The organism is Candidatus Methylopumilus turicensis, from assembly GCF_000953015.1.
Classification (GTDB): Bacteria; Pseudomonadota; Gammaproteobacteria; order Burkholderiales; family Methylophilaceae; genus Methylopumilus_A; species Methylopumilus_A turicensis.
In genome coordinates this window covers 1,689,843-1,706,344 of record NZ_LN794158.1, presented here as the reverse complement: position 1 = coordinate 1,706,344, position 16,502 = coordinate 1,689,843, and the positions used below count along the sequence as shown (strand labels likewise).

Annotated in this window: 14 protein-coding genes; 9 read left to right on the top strand and 5 right to left on the bottom strand. The window is 45.6% G+C overall.

All coding sequences use genetic code 11. The annotated features are described in order from the left end of the window. Position 1 precedes the first annotated feature (1 nt). Positions 2–2,818 carry an excinuclease ABC subunit UvrA gene (gene uvrA, locus BN1209_RS08600; protein WP_045751806.1) on the bottom strand — a complete coding sequence of 939 codons (2,817 nt, stop codon included), beginning with the start codon at positions 2,816–2,818 and terminating at the stop codon, positions 2–4. A 163-nt stretch (positions 2,819–2,981) separates the two neighbouring features. On the opposite strand from uvrA, the gene BN1209_RS08595 reads away from it, so the two are divergent. Both BN1209_RS08595 and BN1209_RS08590 read left to right on the top strand, forming a co-directional pair. Further along, positions 2,982–4,367, top strand: coding sequence for an MFS transporter (locus BN1209_RS08595; RefSeq protein WP_045751805.1), 1,386 nt, complete (start codon positions 2,982–2,984; stop codon positions 4,365–4,367). A gap of 3 nt (positions 4,368–4,370) precedes the next feature. After that, a complete protein-coding gene (locus BN1209_RS08590; protein ID WP_045751804.1) occupies positions 4,371–4,859 on the top strand; it encodes a single-stranded DNA-binding protein in 489 nt (162 codons plus the stop codon). Between the two features lie 73 nt (positions 4,860–4,932). On the opposite strand, the gene BN1209_RS08585 is transcribed toward BN1209_RS08590, so the two are convergent. Beyond that, entirely contained in the window at positions 4,933–5,724 is a 792-nt protein-coding gene (locus BN1209_RS08585; RefSeq protein ID WP_045751803.1) for an exodeoxyribonuclease III, read from the bottom strand. A 32-nt stretch (positions 5,725–5,756) separates the two neighbouring features. On the opposite strand from BN1209_RS08585, the gene pyrE reads away from it, so the two are divergent. After that, a complete protein-coding gene (pyrE, locus tag BN1209_RS08580) occupies positions 5,757–6,416 on the top strand; it encodes an orotate phosphoribosyltransferase (protein WP_045751802.1) in 660 nt (219 codons plus the stop codon). Positions 6,417–6,574: 158 nt separating this feature from the next. Here the strand turns inward: pyrE and gatB are convergent, their stop codons facing one another. Genes gatB through gatC form a run of 3 tightly spaced genes read right to left on the bottom strand, consistent with a single transcriptional unit; the run spans position 6,575 to position 9,780 of the window. Beyond that, a complete protein-coding gene (gatB, locus tag BN1209_RS08575; RefSeq protein WP_045751801.1) occupies positions 6,575–8,017 on the bottom strand; it encodes an Asp-tRNA(Asn)/Glu-tRNA(Gln) amidotransferase subunit GatB in 1,443 nt (480 codons plus the stop codon). Further along, on the bottom strand, positions 8,017–9,486 hold the full coding sequence (gene gatA, locus BN1209_RS08570) for an Asp-tRNA(Asn)/Glu-tRNA(Gln) amidotransferase subunit GatA (protein ID WP_045751800.1): 1,470 nt from the start codon (positions 9,484–9,486) through the stop codon (positions 8,017–8,019). The genes gatB and gatA overlap by 1 nt, the downstream gene beginning before the upstream one ends. 6 nt (positions 9,487–9,492) lie before the next feature. Continuing rightward, positions 9,493–9,780: an Asp-tRNA(Asn)/Glu-tRNA(Gln) amidotransferase subunit GatC gene (gene gatC, locus BN1209_RS08565; protein WP_045751799.1), complete on the bottom strand. Its 288-nt coding sequence runs from the start codon at positions 9,778–9,780 to the stop codon at positions 9,493–9,495. A gap of 133 nt (positions 9,781–9,913) precedes the next feature. On the opposite strand from gatC, the gene BN1209_RS08560 reads away from it, so the two are divergent. From BN1209_RS08560 to BN1209_RS08535, 6 genes are all read left to right on the top strand, one after another. Continuing rightward, on the top strand, positions 9,914–10,957 hold the full coding sequence (locus tag BN1209_RS08560; RefSeq protein WP_045751798.1) for a rod shape-determining protein: 1,044 nt from the start codon (positions 9,914–9,916) through the stop codon (positions 10,955–10,957). A gap of 131 nt (positions 10,958–11,088) precedes the next feature. After that, positions 11,089–12,027, top strand: a complete 939-nt coding sequence (mreC, locus tag BN1209_RS08555; RefSeq protein ID WP_052661136.1) for a rod shape-determining protein MreC — start codon at positions 11,089–11,091, stop codon at positions 12,025–12,027. Beyond that, positions 12,014–12,493, top strand: coding sequence for a rod shape-determining protein MreD (gene mreD / locus BN1209_RS08550; protein ID WP_045751797.1), 480 nt, complete (start codon positions 12,014–12,016; stop codon positions 12,491–12,493). The genes mreC and mreD overlap by 14 nt, the downstream gene beginning before the upstream one ends. Positions 12,494–12,498: 5 nt before the next feature. Continuing rightward, positions 12,499–14,421, top strand: a complete 1,923-nt coding sequence (mrdA, locus tag BN1209_RS08545) for a penicillin-binding protein 2 (RefSeq protein ID WP_045751796.1) — start codon at positions 12,499–12,501, stop codon at positions 14,419–14,421. Further along, positions 14,414–15,511 (top strand): rod shape-determining protein RodA, encoded by a 1,098-nt coding sequence (rodA, locus tag BN1209_RS08540; protein ID WP_045751795.1) that lies wholly within the window; start codon positions 14,414–14,416, stop codon positions 15,509–15,511. Before mrdA ends, rodA begins: the two co-directional genes overlap by 8 nt. Further along, positions 15,508–16,491, top strand: a complete 984-nt coding sequence (locus BN1209_RS08535) for a septal ring lytic transglycosylase RlpA family protein (protein ID WP_045751794.1) — start codon at positions 15,508–15,510, stop codon at positions 16,489–16,491. Before rodA ends, BN1209_RS08535 begins: the two co-directional genes overlap by 4 nt. The last annotated feature ends 11 nt before the right edge of the window (positions 16,492–16,502 follow it).

The following is a 16,502-nucleotide window of genomic DNA, read 5'->3' as shown; positions in this document are numbered from 1 at the left end:
GTTATTTCAGCATCGTTTTAAGGTATTTACCGGTATAGCTTTCGGCACACTGCGCGACCTTTTCAGGCGGGCCTTCAACGAGCACAGTGCCGCCACCATCACCTCCCTCTGGACCCATGTCAATGAGCCAGTCCGCCGTTTTAATCACATCCAAATTGTGCTCAATAATTACCATGGTATTGCCTGCATCACGAAGACGATGAATGACATCTAACAGGAGTTGAATATCCGCAAAGTGAAGGCCAGTGGTTGGTTCATCCAAAATGTAGAGTGTGCGGCCAGTATCCCGTTTTGAAAGCTCAAGCGCGAGTTTTACCCGTTGCGCTTCACCGCCGGATAGGGTTGTCGCGGATTGGCCAAGGGTAATATAACCTAAACCAACATCGAGCAAAGTTTTGAGCTTGCGTTGCACCACAGGAACCGCATTAAAAAACTCATGTGCTTGCTCAACCGTCATTTCCAATACTTCACGAATGTTTTTACCCTTGTAGTTAATTTCCAAGGTTTCACGGTTGTAGCGTTGACCTTTACAGACATCACAGGGGACATACACATCTGGCAAGAAATGCATTTCTACCCTTAATACGCCATCGCCTTGGCAAGCCTCACAACGTCCACCTTTGACATTAAATGAGTAGCGACCTGGCCCATAACCGCGAACGCGACTTTCAGGAACGCCCGCAAACAAATCTCGAATCGGTGTAAATAGCCCCGTGTAGGTGGCAGGGTTTGAGCGCGGTGTTCTTCCAATTGGACTTTGATCTACGTCCACGACTTTGTCGAAAAACTCCAAGCCTTCGATGCCATCGAAAGGTGCTGGTTCTGCTGAGCTGCCGTATAAATGTTGCGCAACCACGCGGTAAAGCGTGTCGTTAATGAGGGTTGATTTACCTGAACCTGAAACACCCGTGACACATGTGAGCAAGCCCACTGGCAACTTAAGTGATACGTCTTTTAGGTTGTTACCAGTTGCGTGAGAGAGTGATAGCCAACGCGCTGGGTCAGGCGTATGGCGTTGATGGTTGTACGTAATCTGTTTTTTGCCGCTGAGGTATTGGCCTGTCACTGAGTTTGGATTCGCTTGAATTTCTGCAGGCGTTCCTTCAGCAATAATTTGGCCACCATGTTCACCAGCACCTGGGCCAATATCGACCACATAGTCGGCCGCCATAATCGCATCTTGATCATGTTCAACAACAATCACACTATTGCCGATGTCGCGCAAACGCATCAAGGTTTCTAATAGTCTATCGTTATCACGTTGATGTAAACCAATAGAAGGTTCATCCAGCACATACATCACGCCCGTTAAGCCAGAACCAATTTGTGAGGCCAAACGAATACGTTGCGCCTCCCCTCCTGATAGCGTTTCAGCGGAGCGAGAAAGTGATAAATACTCCAAGCCAACGTTGGTTAAAAACTTCAAACGGTTGCTAATCTCTTTCACAATTTTATCGGCAATGGCGAGCTTTTGTCCATGCAGCTCAATGGTTTCAAAGAATGTTAGTGCTTGCTTTAGTGGCACTTCGCATACTTCATGGATATTTTTATTGCCTACTTTTACATGACGCGCTTCGGTGCGTAAACGCGTGCCAGCGCAGCTAGGGCAAGTTTGTGAGTTGAGATATTTCGCTAACTCTTCTCGCACAGTCGTTGAGTCAGTTTCGTGGTAACGGCGTTGTAGATTATTTAAAATGCCTTCAAAGCTGTGACGCTTTTCAAAAAATGAACCGCGCTCATTCATGTATTTAAAGGCTATCTCCTCCTTACCGCTGCCCTGCAACAATATGTGTTGAACTTCTTCGGGCAGCTCTTCAAAAGCCGTTTCTAAATCGAATTTGTAATGCGCTGCAAGGCTACTAAGCAGCTGAAAGTAAAATTGGTTACGCTTATCCCAGCCTTTAATAGCGCCAGCGGCAAGTGACAAATGTGGAAATGCCACGACGCGTTTGGGATCAAAAAAGCTCATTTGACCTAGGCCATCACATTTTGGACATGCACCCATTGGATTGTTGAATGAGAATAAACGCGGCTCGAGTTCGGCCAAGGAATAATCACAAGAAGGACAAGAGAACTTGGCTGAGAATAAATGTTCTTTCCCAGTATCCATTTCCATCGCGATCGCTTTGCCTTCGGCCAAACGCAGCGCGGTTTCAAACGACTCAGCAATGCGCTGTTTCATGTCGGTACGCACTTTTAGTCGGTCAATCACGACATCAATCGAGTGTTTAGTTGTTTTAGTCAGGGTTGGTGGTGCATCAAGCTCATAAATTTCACCATCTACACGCACCCGCACAAAACCTTGTGCTTTTAATTCATCAAATAAGTCGAGTTGTTCGCCTTTGCGTTCACGCACTACTGGCGCCAAAATCATTAACTTGGTTTCTTCAGGTAGGCTTAAAACACTATCCACCATTTGCGAGACAGTTTGTGCCTCAAGTTTAATATGATGTTCAGGACACTCAGGGTCGCCAGCGCGCGCGTAAAGCAAACGCAAATAATCATGAATTTCAGTCACGGTCCCCACTGTTGATCGTGGGTTATGCGATGTCGATTTTTGTTCGATAGAAATGGCTGGTGATAACCCTTCGATTAAATCGACATCGGGCTTATCCATCCGCGCCAAGAATTGGCGAGCATAAGCAGAGAGAGATTCAACATAGCGGCGTTGGCCTTCAGCGTAAAGGGTATCAAAAGCGAGTGATGATTTGCCTGAGCCAGAAAGTCCGGTAATGACAATCATTTTGTTACGCGGTAAATCCAGCGAAACGTTTTTTAGATTGTGCGTGCGAGCACCGCGAATACGTATGAAATCCATCAATTTATGGTTGGCCTAAAAAATAATTTATTAAAACAAAAAGTTGTTTGAAGTGAATGCAGAAAAACGACGAACTCTAAAACAAGTCTTTTTAAGTGCCGCATCAAATAAAGCGGGCAACCTGTTAATATACGCAAATTAAAAGATAAAGTTAAATAATTTCATGTCATCCACACCATCCCTAGACAAAATGAATTCCACTGAGTTGCGTGGAAGTGCAAGTTTGGCGTCCATTTATGGTTTGCGTATGCTCGGCATGTTCCTTATTTTGCCGATTTTTGCGATTTATGCCGAAACGCTCCCTAGTGGTCAAAACCATTTGATGATTGGCCTCGCCCTGGGTGCTTATGGCCTGACGCAAGCCATTTTCCAATTGCCATTTGGAATGGCTTCAGATCGATTCGGTCGCAAGCGCGTCATTTATGTCGGCTTAGTTTTATTTGTGATTGGTAGTTTGGTGGCCGCTCTCGCGCATGATTTACCTATGATTATTTTAGGTCGCAGCATTCAGGGGGCTGGTGCTGTCTCTGCCGCAGTGACTGCGCTGGTGGCTGACCTTACTCGAGAAGAGCATCGCACCAAAGCCATGGCGATGATCGGTGGAACGATCGGCATTACGTTTGCCATGTCTCTTATTTTAGGCCCCGTGCTAAATCAATGGATAGGCGTTCCGGGTATCTTTTTAATGACAGCCGTTTTAGCAGCAGCGGCTATTCTGGTGGTCAAATTTGTGGTGCCTGATCCTGTCATCAGTAGCTTCCATTCAGACGCACAAGCTAAAACAGGCAAGCTAAAAGAAGTACTGAAAGACGTCCAATTATTACGTCTTAATTTCGGCATTTTTGCGCTTCATGCGGCGCAGATGGCCATGTTTGTGGTGGTGCCGTTTGCCATTAAAAAAACCAGCGGCATGGATGCCAATGATCATTGGCTGATTTATCTCCCAGTGCTGGTGAGCTCCTTTGTATTAATGGTGCCAGCCATTATTTATGGTGAGAAAAAAGCCAAACTCAAACAAGTGTTCGTCGCCGCCATCGCGACCATGCTTGTTGCGCAGTTAGCGTTTGCTTTTTCAATTGATTATTTCTGGGGCATTGTCTTCTCCCTCGGGGCTTATTTTGTGGCGTTTAATGTGCTCGAGGCATCCTTGCCGTCCATCATCACTAAGATTGCCCCAGCTGCTTCTAAAGGAACCGCGATTGGCGTTTACAACACCACACAATCATTGGGGGTGTTTGTCGGGGGTACGGTTGGCGGATACTTATCGCACTATCATGGCTTTGCATCTGTATTTGTTTTTTGTAGTGTTTTAATGGCATTATGGTTGCTATTCGGCTTGAGCATGAAAGCGCCGCCAGCCGTAAAAAGTAAGATGTACCATCTTAAAAAAATCAGTGCAGCTCAAGCCAAAACATTGGCAACCAAGCTAGCTGCTTTGCAAGGTGTTCGTGAGACAGTGGTATTAGCAGACGAAGGTATGGTGATACTGAAAGTGGATATGCAGCAGGGTTGGGATGAAGCTGCTGTAGTGCGATTAATAGGAGAGTAAAACATGGCATCAGTCAATAAAGTGATTTTAGTGGGTAACTTGGGTCGCGACCCAGAAATGCGCTTCATGCCAAACGGCGAAGCAGTATGTAACTTTAGTATTGCAACCACTGATAGCTGGAAAGATAAAAGCGGTCAAAAACAAGAGCGCACTGAATGGCATAACATTGTCATTTATCGCAAGCTTGCAGAGATTGCTGGCGAATACCTCAAAAAGGGTCGTCCTGTTTATATTGAAGGTCGTTTACAAACACGAAAATGGCAAACTAAAGAGGGTCAAGATCGCCTCACGACAGAAATTATTGCAGACCAAATGCAAATGTTAGGTGGTCGTGAAGGCGGCGGTGCAAGTAGCTCATACGAATCGATGGATGAAGATCAAAGCATGCAATCACGTCCACAACAAAGCGCTCGTCCAGCGCAATCAGCCCCTGCACAGCAACCTGCAAGCGGTGGTGATTTTGATGCGTTTGAGGATGACATTCCTTTCTAAAGTTCACCAGTGTTTATGTTAAAAGTAAGCCCGCTAATGCGGGCTTACTTTTTGGTCGATCACCAACAAACCTTTAAATCATGTAATCAATAATCAGCGGCGCGTGGTCGCTAAAGCGCTCGGCTTTATAAATCTGACATTGCTCGGCACTATTGCCAATGCCTGGCGTCGTGACTTGATAATCAATTCGCCACCCAACGTTTTTATCCCAAGCTGCACCGCGGTTACTCCACCATGTATAACATTCCTCGGTGGTTTCTGGATGCACTTTTCGATAAGCATCAATCCATCCTAGCTTGCTGAATATGTCTGTCATCCAAGCGCGTTCTTCAGGTAAAAATCCTGAATTCTTTTTATTGCCTTTCCAGTTTTTAAGATCTGCTTCTTGGTGAGCGATGTTCCAGTCACCACAGACGACGACTTCGCGACCGCTGGCTTTGAGTGCCTCAAGGTGTGGATAGAAGCGATCCATCACACTGAATTTGACTTGTTGTCTATCTTCACCACTAGAGCCAGATGGGAGATAGAGCGAAACGATGCTCACTTTCTTGCCCTCTAAATTTTCAAACTGCAGTTCGATATAGCGTCCTTCTGCATCAATGTCTGCATGGCCTAATCCAATAATGACATTATCTGGTTTGTGTTTGGTGTAGATGCCGACACCGCTATAGCCTTTTTTCTCGGCATAGTGAAAATAGCCTTGGTATCCATTGGGAGCGTGCATTTCTGGCGTCATATCAGCTTCTTGCGCTTTGAGTTCTTGTAGGCAAATGAAGTCGGCATTTTGTTTTTGCATCCAAGGTAAGAAACCTTTATTCACTGCGGAACGGATGCCGTTGAGATTTGCGGATATAATTCTAAGCAAGATATTTCCTTAAAGTTTTTAGAAGATTCTAGATGACGACTATCCCAACACAACGGACAGATTTTACCGCGCAGTTTATCGATTTTGCCATTAAAAAACAGGTACTGCGCTTTGGTGAGTTTAAAACAAAAGCGGGTCGCTTAAGCCCTTATTTTTTTAATGCGGGTTTATTTAATGACGGCGAAAGTCTCATGAAATTAGGCGAATTTTATGCGGCAGCGATTCTGAAATCAGGCGTGCAGTTTGATATGCTTTTTGGACCAGCTTATAAAGGCATTACCTTAGCTGCAAGTATTTCGATTGCGTTGGCACGACAAGGTCATAACTTTCCTTATGCTTATAACCGTAAGGAAGCAAAAGATCATGGTGAGGGCGGTACGATTGTTGGTGCGCCACTACAAGGCAGGGTATTGATTGTCGATGACGTAATCTCTGCTGGCACCTCTGTTCGTGAATCTGTTGAGATGATTAAAGCTGCAGGCGCAAAACCAGCAGGTGTGGCTATCGCGATTGATCGCCAAGAGCGTGGTTTGGGTGTGCTTTCAGCGGTTCAGGAAGTGGAAAAAGATAGTGGTATGCCTGTGATTAAAATTGCGACATTGGCTGATTTAATTCAGTTTTTAGATGGGGCTGCCGACTTGGCTGAGTTCAAACCAGCGGTGCAAGCGTATAGAAATGAATATGGCGTGTGAATCTGATTTTTTGTCATGCCGCACTTGATGCGGCATCCAAATTAGGTCTTAAAATGGACCCCGCATCAAGTGCGGGGTGACAGAATCAAGTGAGTTGGCCAACAAGTTAAGTTCTAAAATGGAGCCCGCATAAAGTGCGGGGCGACATAACCAAAGACTTAGCCTTCTAGTTTCTTCTTCAAAATCTCGTTCACTTGTGCAGGGTTCGCTTTACCTTTTGAGGCTTTCATTGCTTGGCCAACAAGCGCGTTAAACGCCTTTTCTTTACCTGCTTTAAACTCTTCAACCATGGCAGCATTTGCGGCAAGTACTTCGTCCACAATCGCTTCAATTGCGCCACTATCAGAGACTTGTTTTAAGCCTTTGCTTTCGATGATGCTGTCTGCATCCCCTTCGCCAGTCCACATTGCTTCAAACACTTGTTTGGCGGCATTGTTAGAAATTGTGCCGTCTTGAATGCGTTTGATGAGGCTTGCTAAAGCTCTAGGAGAAATTGGTGACGCTGAAATCTCTTTGTCTTCAGCATTAAGCTTGGCTGAAACACTACCCATGACCCAGTTAGCTGCCAGTTTTGCATCGCTGCCAGCATCAACAGTCGCAACGAAATAATCCGCTGTGCCACGTGAACTAGTGAGCGCATTTGCATCATAGTGCGCCAAGCCAAATTGTGCTTCAAAGCGAGCTTTCATCGCTTCTGGTAATTCAGGCATGTCAGCTTTGACTGCGCTGATATCACTTTCTGAAATTGCAAGCGGTAACAAATCAGGGTCTGGGAAGTAGCGATAATCGTTCGCTTCTTCTTTGCTACGCATCGCGCGCGTTTCGCCTGTGTCTGGATTAAATAGCACGGTGGCTTGTTGAATCGTGCCGCCATCTTCTAACGTTTCAATTTGCCAGCTTGTCTCGTACTCAATCGCCTGTTGCATAAACTTGAATGAGTTTAAGTTTTTAATTTCGCGGCGAGTGCCAAGTTTTTCTGAGCCCTTAGGACGCACAGAAACGTTCACGTCACAGCGAAAGCTACCTTCTTGCATGTTGCCATCGCAAATGCCGATCCATTGCACTAGATCATGTAATTTTTTAGCATAGGCCACCGCTTCAGCAGCTGAACGCATATCAGGTTCAGTCACAATTTCAAGAAGTGGCGTGCCAGCACGGTTTAAGTCGATGCCAGACATGCCTTCTTGTGCACCGTGCACAGATTTACCAGCATCTTCTTCTAAATGCGCACGGGTAATATTGATGACTTTTTCATAAGCTTTGTCGCCGCTACCCACTTGAATCGTCATGCTGCCTTTGCCAACCACTGGTAGCTCGTACTGGCTGATTTGATAGCCTTTAGGCAAGTCTGGATAGAAGTAATTCTTACGTGCAAACACAGAGCGTGGTGCGATTTCAGCATTCACCGCGAGGCCAAATTTAATCGCGCATTTCACTGCTTCTTGATTGAGCACTGGCAAGACGCCAGGAAACGCCAAACTCACAACGCAAGCTTGTGTGTTTGGCTCAGAACCAAACGCAGTGGAGGCACCACTAAAAATTTTAGTTTTGGTTTGTAGCTGGGTGTGAGTTTCCAGCCCGATCACGACTTCCCATTCCATTATTCAATTCCCTCTGGCATTTGTGTATGCCAATCTGTGACTTGTTGATAAGCGTGGCCAGCATTGAGCATGCGCGCTTCATCAAAGTAATTACCAATAATTTGTAAGCCCACCGGCAAACGTTTGCCATCTTCACTTGGCGCAAAGCCCGCAGGGATGCTCATGCCTGGCAAACCAGCTAAGTTCACCGCGATGGTATAAATATCTTGTAAGTACATCGAAACTGGATCGTCGGCTTTTTCACCGGCTTTAAAGGCTGTCGATGGCGCAGTTGGTCCCATGATGATGTCGCATTGTTTAAATACATTTTCAAAATCTTGCGCAATGAGGCGGCGGATTTGTTGGGCTTTTATGTAGTAAGCATCGTAGTAACCAGCACTTAATACATACGCGCCAATCAAGATCCGGCGTTTAACTTCTGCGCCAAAGCCTTCAGCACGGCTCTTGCAATACATATCCATTAAGTCGCCATATTCTTTAGCGCGATGGCCGTAACGCACACCATCAAAGCGAGATAAATTACTCGATGCTTCAGCTGGTGCAAGTACGTAATAGACTGGAATAGAAAGCTTGGTATTAGGCAGGCTAATGTCAATGATTTGGGCGCCTAGCTTTTTGTATTCAGCAATGGCTTCATTCACTACCTTGGCCACATCGGCGCCCAGGCCTTCTGCGAAATACTCTTTTGGTAAGCCGACTTTTAAGCCAGCAAGTGGCTTATTCAGGTCGCGCGTGTAATCTTCTTTTTCACGATTTAAGCTCGTCGAATCACGTTTATCGAACCCTGTAATGACGTTCATCATCAGTGCCATGTCTTCGCATGATTTTGCCATTGGACCGGATTGATCTAATGATGATGCAAAAGCAATCATCCCATAACGAGAAGCTAAGCCATAAGTTGGTTTTAAGCCTGATAAGCCACAGAGTGAGGCTGGTTGACGAATTGAACCGCCAGTATCAGTGCCAGTTGCTGCCGCGCATAAACGTGCTGCAACCGCGGCGGCGCTACCGCCCGAACTGCCGCCTGGAACGCGACTTCTATCCCAAGGATTTTGTACTTTGCCGAAGTAGCTGGTCTCGTTGGATGAGCCCATCGCAAATTCGTCCATATTGGTTTTACCCAAATTGACTGCACCTACACCATCAAAGCGCTCAATGATGTCTGCATCATAAGGCCCGATAAATGTTTCGAGCATTTTTGAACCACATGTTGTGCGCCAACCTTTAGCCACAAAAATATCTTTTTGGCCGATTGGCAAGCCGGTTAAGGCAGTGCCTTTTCCAGCCGCTAATAGGCTGTCAGCATGTTTTGCTTGGGCAAGCGTTTTGTCTTTATCTAGCGTGATGAAGGCATTGATTTCAGGGTTTAGTCTGTCAATACGGTTTAAAAATTCTTGCGTCAATTCGACGCTAGAAATTTCTTTGCCTTGGAGCATGGCGCCAAGTTGTTTTAGGCTTTTGTTAATCATGAGTTTTTATTCGATCACTTTAGGAACAAGGTATAGACCACCCTCAACCGCTGGCGCGATTGATTGGAACAGTTCGCGTTGGTTGGTTTCGGTCACGACGTCTTCACGAAGACGCTGGGTCACATCTTGTGAATGCGACATTGGAACGATGCCTTTGGTATCGACCGCTTGCATTTGCTCAATCAGGCCAAGAATGCCTGTCAGCTTGGTTAAAGTGGCCTCTGCTTCTGTATCGCTCACCTCAATACGCGCCAAGTGCGCAATCCTTTTAATATCTGCACTGTTAAGTGACATTTCTGCGTCCAAATCTTAAATTTTTGTTAGATATAAGGTATTATAACTTGATTTTACGCACAACTTCAGCCGCGGCGTGTTTCGTCACAATACTTCCGCTAAATTTTAGTAGCTTGCTAAGGATATAAAGACAATGTTTGGTTTTTTAACTAGTTATTTCTCAAATGATATCGCCATCGACTTGGGGACAGCTAACACGCTAATTTATGTCCGGGGTAAAGGTGTGGTGCTAGATGAGCCTTCAGTGGTTGCGATTCGTCAAGAAGGTGGCCCAACTGGTAAAAAGACATTGCTAGCGGTAGGCGCTGAAGCGAAACTTATGCTTGGTCGCTCACCAGCAAATATTAGTGCAATTCGCCCAATGAAAGACGGCGTGATTGCTGACTTTACAATTACTGAGCAGATGCTTAAGTATTTCATTCGTCGTATTCATGAGTCACGTCTGTTCTCACCTAATCCACGCATCATCATCTGTGTGCCTGTTGGCTCCACACAAGTTGAACGTCGTGCAATTCGCGAATCAGCGATTGGCGCTGGTGCTCGCCGCGTGTATTTGATTGAAGAGCCAATGGCAGCTGCCATTGGTGCCAATATGCCTGTAGCTGAAGCCACTGGCTCGATGGTGGTGGATATCGGTGGTGGTACGACAGAGGTGGGTGTGATTTCACTCGGCGGTATTGTGTATGCGAAATCAGAACGTGTGGGCGGTGATAAATTTGACCAAGCGATTATTGATTACATCCGCCGCAACTACGGCATGCAAATTTCTGAGCCAACCGCTGAGCTGATTAAAAAGCAAATCGGTTCAGCTTTCCCAGGCAGTGAAGTGAAAGAAATGGAAGTGACAGGCCGTAATTTAGCTGAAGGCTTGCCACGTAAATTTACGATTTCAAGCAACGAAATTTTAGAGGCCCTCACGGAGCCTTTGAACGCGATTGTTGGTGCGGTTAAATCAGCGCTGGAACAAACCCCTCCTGAACTAGGTGCCGACATTGCTGAAAAAGGCATGGTACTTACTGGCGGCGGCGCCTTGTTGCATAATCTAGATCGCTTGATTATGGAAGAAACTGGCTTGCCTGTTGTTGTCGCAGAGGATCCGTTAACTTGCGTAGCGCGTGGTTGTGGTCGAGCGCTTGAGGAAATTGACCGACTCGGTGATATTTTCGCTTACGAGTAACAAGGTTTGATTGTTGAGGGCTGCATCGCAGCCCTCTTTAATTGTACTCAACGGTTTTCTTAATGCTTTTATTAATGGCTTTATTTGTCTCTTTTGGGTCATATGATTTTGATTTATTTGCATAGATTTTAATGGATCAACAACAAACCCCACGTTTCTTTATACATGGCCCCAGCCCGTTTGTGAGGGTCATTGTATTTTCTACGCTATCACTTTTGCTGATGGCGTCAGATTCAAAATTTAACTACCTCACGCCGGTTAGAGATGCGTTAACAGTGGCGCTTAAGCCTTTGCAAACATTGGCTAACAGCCCATTTGTGTTATATCGCAATATTGGCAACTACTTTATTTCCAAGCAATCCCTCCAAGATGAAGTGGAGGTGCTAAAGAAACAAGCCATTTTTCAATCGATACAAGTTCAGGCAATTCAATCCTTGAAAAATGAAAATGACCAACTACGCACGTTGATGGAGGCTGCTAAGGTAGCCAGCCAGCCAGCGCATCTGGCTGAAATTATGTACACCGGACGAGATCCGTTTACACACAAAGTCATCGTCAATATGGGTAGCGAAAATCATGTGGTTGCTGGTCAAGCGGTAGTTGATAGCGCCGGAATTGTCGGTCAAGTAACAAGAGTGTTTCCCTACACAAGTGAGGTGACGCTGCTCACCGATAAATCTCTCTCTATCCCTATTCAAGTTGAGCGTAACGCTTTGCGCGCTATTTCATTTGGGCATGGTCGCGACAATGTCGTGAATTTGCCTTACTTGCCAGCCAACGTCGATATCCAAAAAGGCGATAGGTTAGTGACTTCAGGGATTGATGGTATTTATCCTGCGGGACTTGCTGTTGCCGTTGTCGATAGTGTTAAAACGAATGCAAGTTCGCCATTCGCACAAATTATTGCCAAGCCATTGGCGGGTATCCAAAATCATCGACAATTGCTAATCCTCTCAAGTGATACTGAGAATTTGATCGCTCAAGATATTCAGAAAACACTCACCTTGGATGCACAAAAGCAGTTAGATAAAAAACAAACCTCGGCAAGGAGCGGCGATGCCAAACCATAACCGAAGGCGTGTTTATTTTAGTTTAGTTGCCGCCCTTTTGCTTCAGCTACTCCCTTTGTCCGGGGTCTTGCTTCAAATTAAGCCAGATTTTTTATTGCTGGTGCTGTTATTTTGGCTGCTGCGTGCACCAAGCATTTGTAATATTGGCATTGCTTGGACGGCAGGCATTTTGATGGATTTGGTAACCGGCGATTTGTTTGGTCAAAATGCACTTGCTTATGCTTTAACTGCATTTTTGGCGGTGATGTATCAGCGCCGATTAATCTTATTTACGACATTGCAACAATCGGTTTATGTATTGTTGTTGTTGTTTGTCAATCAAGTCATCTTGCTATTGCTCAAGTCTTTCTCGGGCAGTGAGTATTTTGGTTGGACTTATTTCGTGCCGTCCTTCACCGGTATTATGTTGTGGTATGCCGTGCTTCACTCTCAAATTTCAACGCATATTATGGCGCGTCAGCAATAATTAATATGCGCTTGCGTTTCGAAGTAAAAAATCATTCTTTAGAGCAACATCATTACAGCGCGCGCTTGACCGTGGCAATGGTCTTGATATTGCTGTGCTTTGCTATTTTGTTAGGCCGCTTCGCTTATTTGCAGATTTTGAAGTACGACTATTTTCACACGCTTGCAGAAAACAATCGTGTTTCATTGGTTCCAATCGTGCCTAATCGGGGCCTGATTCTTGATCGAAATGGTGTGACCTTAGCGCATAATTTCTTTGTTTACACCTTGGAAATTACCCCATCAAAAGCGGTCGATGTTGAAGCAACCATTAATCATATTAGCCAGTTAATTGAAGTGAGTGCTGAAGACCGAAAGCGTTTTAAAAAGTTACGTCAAGAAAGTCACAGTTTTGAGAGTGTCCCTATTAGAACCCATCTAAACGAAGTAGAAGCCGCTAAATTTGCTGCGCATCGCTATCAGTTTCCTGGTGTAGAAATTCGCTCACGACTTTTTAGGCATTACCCTCTAGGCAATCTTGGTGTGCATATGATTGGCTATATTGGGCGTATTAATGCGGCGGATGTTAAAGTCCTCGAGCAGTCTGAAGACCTCTCTAATTACAAAGGCTCTGACCACATAGGCAAGGGTGGTATTGAGCAATATTACGAACGTCAATTGCATGGCACCACAGGTTTTCAGCAAGTGGAAATTGATGCTGATGGCCATGCGATTCGGGTGTTATCAAGCACACCACCAGTGCCAGGTGATAACTTAGTGTTGTCGATCGACTCTAAGATGCAAGATATCGCCGAAAAAGCGTTTGAAAACCATCGTGGCGCATTAGTGGCAATTAATCCAAAAAATGGTGAAATTTTATCTTATGTGAGTATGCCAACCTTTGACCCAAATCTCTTTGTGGATGGCATTGATGCGGATACCTGGAAATCGCTCAATCAATCCTTGGATCGTCCCCTCATCAACCGTCCTATTCGGGGTATCTATCCACCAGGGTCAACATTTAAGCCTTTTGTTGCAATGGCCGGCTTACAAGAAGCGAAGCGCAAGCCGCCTTTCAGTATAGGTGACCCTGGGTTTTATACATTAGCAGGTAGCTCGCATCAGTATCGTGATTGGAAACCAGGTGGCCATGGTCAAGTGGATATGCAAAAGGCGATTACTGTTTCTTGCGATACATTTTTTTATGGACTCGCGTTAGAGCTGGGTATTGATAAACTCACTTCTTTCGTCAGTCACTTCGGCTTTGGGAAAAAAACAGGTGTAGATTTGGCGGGTGAGATTGGTGGTTTGTTACCAACGCCTGAATGGAAATGGCGTCGTTGGAAACAAAAATGGTATCCAGGTGAAACGGTGATTGTCGGAATTGGCCAAGGCTATACCTTGGTCACGCCAATGCAGCTCGCGCAGGCAACAGCGGCGCTGGCGAATAATGGCATTGCAATGAAGCCGCATTTGGTGAGCAGCATTCAAAAGCATAATGGGGCAGAAACGCATTTAATGCCCATCACAAAGTTGGATGAGATCGCGCTTGATACGGGTAACATTGAAATTGTAAGAGCGGGCATGACGGCGGTGACTCAGCCTGGTGGGACTGCCGCGAGCGTGGGGGCAGGCAGCAGCTATAGTATCGCGGCAAAAACAGGAACCGCTCAGGTCGTGGGTATCAAGCAGGGCGCGAAATATAATGCGGGAAGTATGGATGAGCGTCATCGCGACCATGCTTTATTTATTGCTTACGCCCCTGCTGATGACCCAAAAATTGCTGTGGCAGTGATTGTTGAAAACGGCGGTCATGGTGGTTCAGCAGCGGGCCCTATTGCCCGTAAAGTCATGGATTATTATCTCCTAGGAAAAACGCCCGTCACACCACCACAGGACGCCAGCAAAAAGCCTGAAGCGTCTATTGTCGAGGATGCTCCACATGATTAGTCAAATTGCTGAGCGATTGAAAAAGTATATCGATCCATTTTTAATGGGTTGTATTCTTTTTAGCTGTGTTGTTGGGCTGTTTGTTTTATATAGTGCATCGGGAGGCAGTTTTGATCGCGTTGGTTCTCAGCTGCTCAACATTCTGGCTGCATTAACGATCATGTGGCTTGCCGCGAATACTTCGCCTCATTATTTAGAGCGAATTGCATTGCCACTTTTTATCCTCGGATTATTAATGCTAGTCGGCGTGGCGTTGTTTGGTGAAATTAGTCATGGCGCAAGACGTTGGCTCAACTTAGGCATCGGTAGGATTCAACCCTCAGAACTGATGAAGATAGCGGCGCCGATGATGTTGGCTTGGTATTTTTCAAGGCGTGAGCAAAGTTTACGCTGGTTAGATTACGGTGTGGCTGCATTACTCTTGGTGGTGCCTGTTGGCTTGATTATGAAACAACCTGATTTGGGCACCGCCTTGATTGTCACTGCGGCTGGCTTTTATGTTTTATTCTTAGCTGGATTAAGTTGGAAAATATTGGCTGGAGGCGCAGTTTCAGTGGCCGTCATGGCCCCTATTTTTTGGTCGATGCTACACGACTATCAGCGCAGAAGAATTGAGATTTTGTTCGACCCTTATCAAGACCCATTAGGCGCTGGGTACCACACCATTCAGGCTAGTATTGCATTAGGCTCAGGTGGTTTAGCCGGTAAAGGTTGGATGGAAGGAACACAATCACAACTTGATTTCTTACCAGAACGCACGACGGACTTTATTTTTGCGGTGTTTGGTGAGGAGTTTGGATTTTTGGGTAACGTCTTGTTACTGATTTTGTTCATGCTACTTATTGGCCGTGGATTAGTGATTTCGTCACAAGCTCAAAATACGTTTACGCGTTTATTGGCGGGCAGTATTACGCTGACATTTTTTACCTATGTGTTCGTCAATATTGGCATGGTAAGCGGAATATTGCCTGTCGTCGGTGTGCCCTTGCCTTTTGTCAGTTATGGCGGCACTTCTTTGGTCACGATATTATTGGGCTTTGGTATTCTAATGAGTATTCATACGCATAAAACATTGATGTCGACATCATGAAATTGATCCATATTTTCATTCCAGCTTTACTTACCTTTTTACTCGTTGCTTGCGGAGGAAGTCCGTCGGTGAAGACGAGCGAGCCAACCAAGCCAACGGAAGTGAGTAAAGCTAAAAAGTCGGGCGGCTATTATTTAGATGATGGCCCAGGCGAAAATCCGCCAGCCAATCTTGAGGCAACACCTGATGCAATTCCCCGCATTGAGCCATTGATGGTGCGCGCTAACAAACCGTATAGTGCTTTAGGTAATTACTATACGCCGATGACCGAATTTCAGCCTTACAAGAAACGCGGTGTAGCCTCTTGGTATGGAAAGCGATATCACGGTCAAAAAACCTCAATAGGGGAGGTCTATGATATGTATGGCATGACGGGTGCGCATCCTATTTTGCCTTTACCCAGTTATGTTCGCGTCACGAATCCAGAAAATCAAAAAACGGTCATTGTGCGCATTAATGACCGCGGCCCATTTCATAGTGATCGACTGATTGATCTATCTTATGCAGCGTCTTATAAGTTAGGACTGTCTGGAAAGGGGAGTGGGATCGTCGATGTTGAAGCCATTGATGCCAGAAAGTATGTGCAAAACACATCGCTTTCGACGCCACCTAATACTGCTGCGGTGGATGACAGCACAAGCGTTAAAATCGAGCCATTAAAAAGCGCAGATGCGCCAGCGGCTAGGAACATTTCTGATGCTGCAGCTAAATCCCTTAACCAAGAGAAGCGCAATCCAATCGCTATGCCAGGAAGCTTTGTCCAAGTAGGGGCGTTTAAGTCATCTGAAAACGCTGAGCTGTTGGCTAGAAAGATAACGGGCGATAACTTAGTTGAAAATATGCCTATCAATAACTGGTACAATCAAGGCATATACCGCGTCCGTATTGGTCCTTACGCTAATAGAGCGATGGCAGAGCTTGCCGCGGAAAAAGTTAAAAAAGCACTAGGCCTTAACACCTACATTATTGATCAACCCTAAATCAAACAGAG

Coding starts and splice junctions, on each gene's coding strand:
- mreC (WP_052661136.1), top strand. CDS start 11,089: ATGGATCAACAACAAACCCCACGTTTCTTTATACATGGCCCCAGCCCG.
- BN1209_RS08595 (WP_045751805.1), top strand. CDS start 2,982: ATGTCATCCACACCATCCCTAGACAAAATGAATTCCACTGAGTTGCGT.
- mreD (WP_045751797.1), top strand. CDS start 12,014: ATGCCAAACCATAACCGAAGGCGTGTTTATTTTAGTTTAGTTGCCGCC.
- uvrA (WP_045751806.1), bottom strand. CDS start 2,818: ATGGATTTCATACGTATTCGCGGTGCTCGCACGCACAATCTAAAAAAC.
- BN1209_RS08560 (WP_045751798.1), top strand. CDS start 9,914: ATGTTTGGTTTTTTAACTAGTTATTTCTCAAATGATATCGCCATCGAC.
- gatA (WP_045751800.1), bottom strand. CDS start 9,486: ATGATTAACAAAAGCCTAAAACAACTTGGCGCCATGCTCCAAGGCAAA.
- rodA (WP_045751795.1), top strand. CDS start 14,414: ATGATTAGTCAAATTGCTGAGCGATTGAAAAAGTATATCGATCCATTT.
- mrdA (WP_045751796.1), top strand. CDS start 12,499: ATGCGCTTGCGTTTCGAAGTAAAAAATCATTCTTTAGAGCAACATCAT.
- gatC (WP_045751799.1), bottom strand. CDS start 9,780: ATGTCACTTAACAGTGCAGATATTAAAAGGATTGCGCACTTGGCGCGT.
- BN1209_RS08590 (WP_045751804.1), top strand. CDS start 4,371: ATGGCATCAGTCAATAAAGTGATTTTAGTGGGTAACTTGGGTCGCGAC.
- pyrE (WP_045751802.1), top strand. CDS start 5,757: ATGACGACTATCCCAACACAACGGACAGATTTTACCGCGCAGTTTATC.
- BN1209_RS08535 (WP_045751794.1), top strand. CDS start 15,508: ATGAAATTGATCCATATTTTCATTCCAGCTTTACTTACCTTTTTACTC.
- gatB (WP_045751801.1), bottom strand. CDS start 8,017: ATGGAATGGGAAGTCGTGATCGGGCTGGAAACTCACACCCAGCTACAA.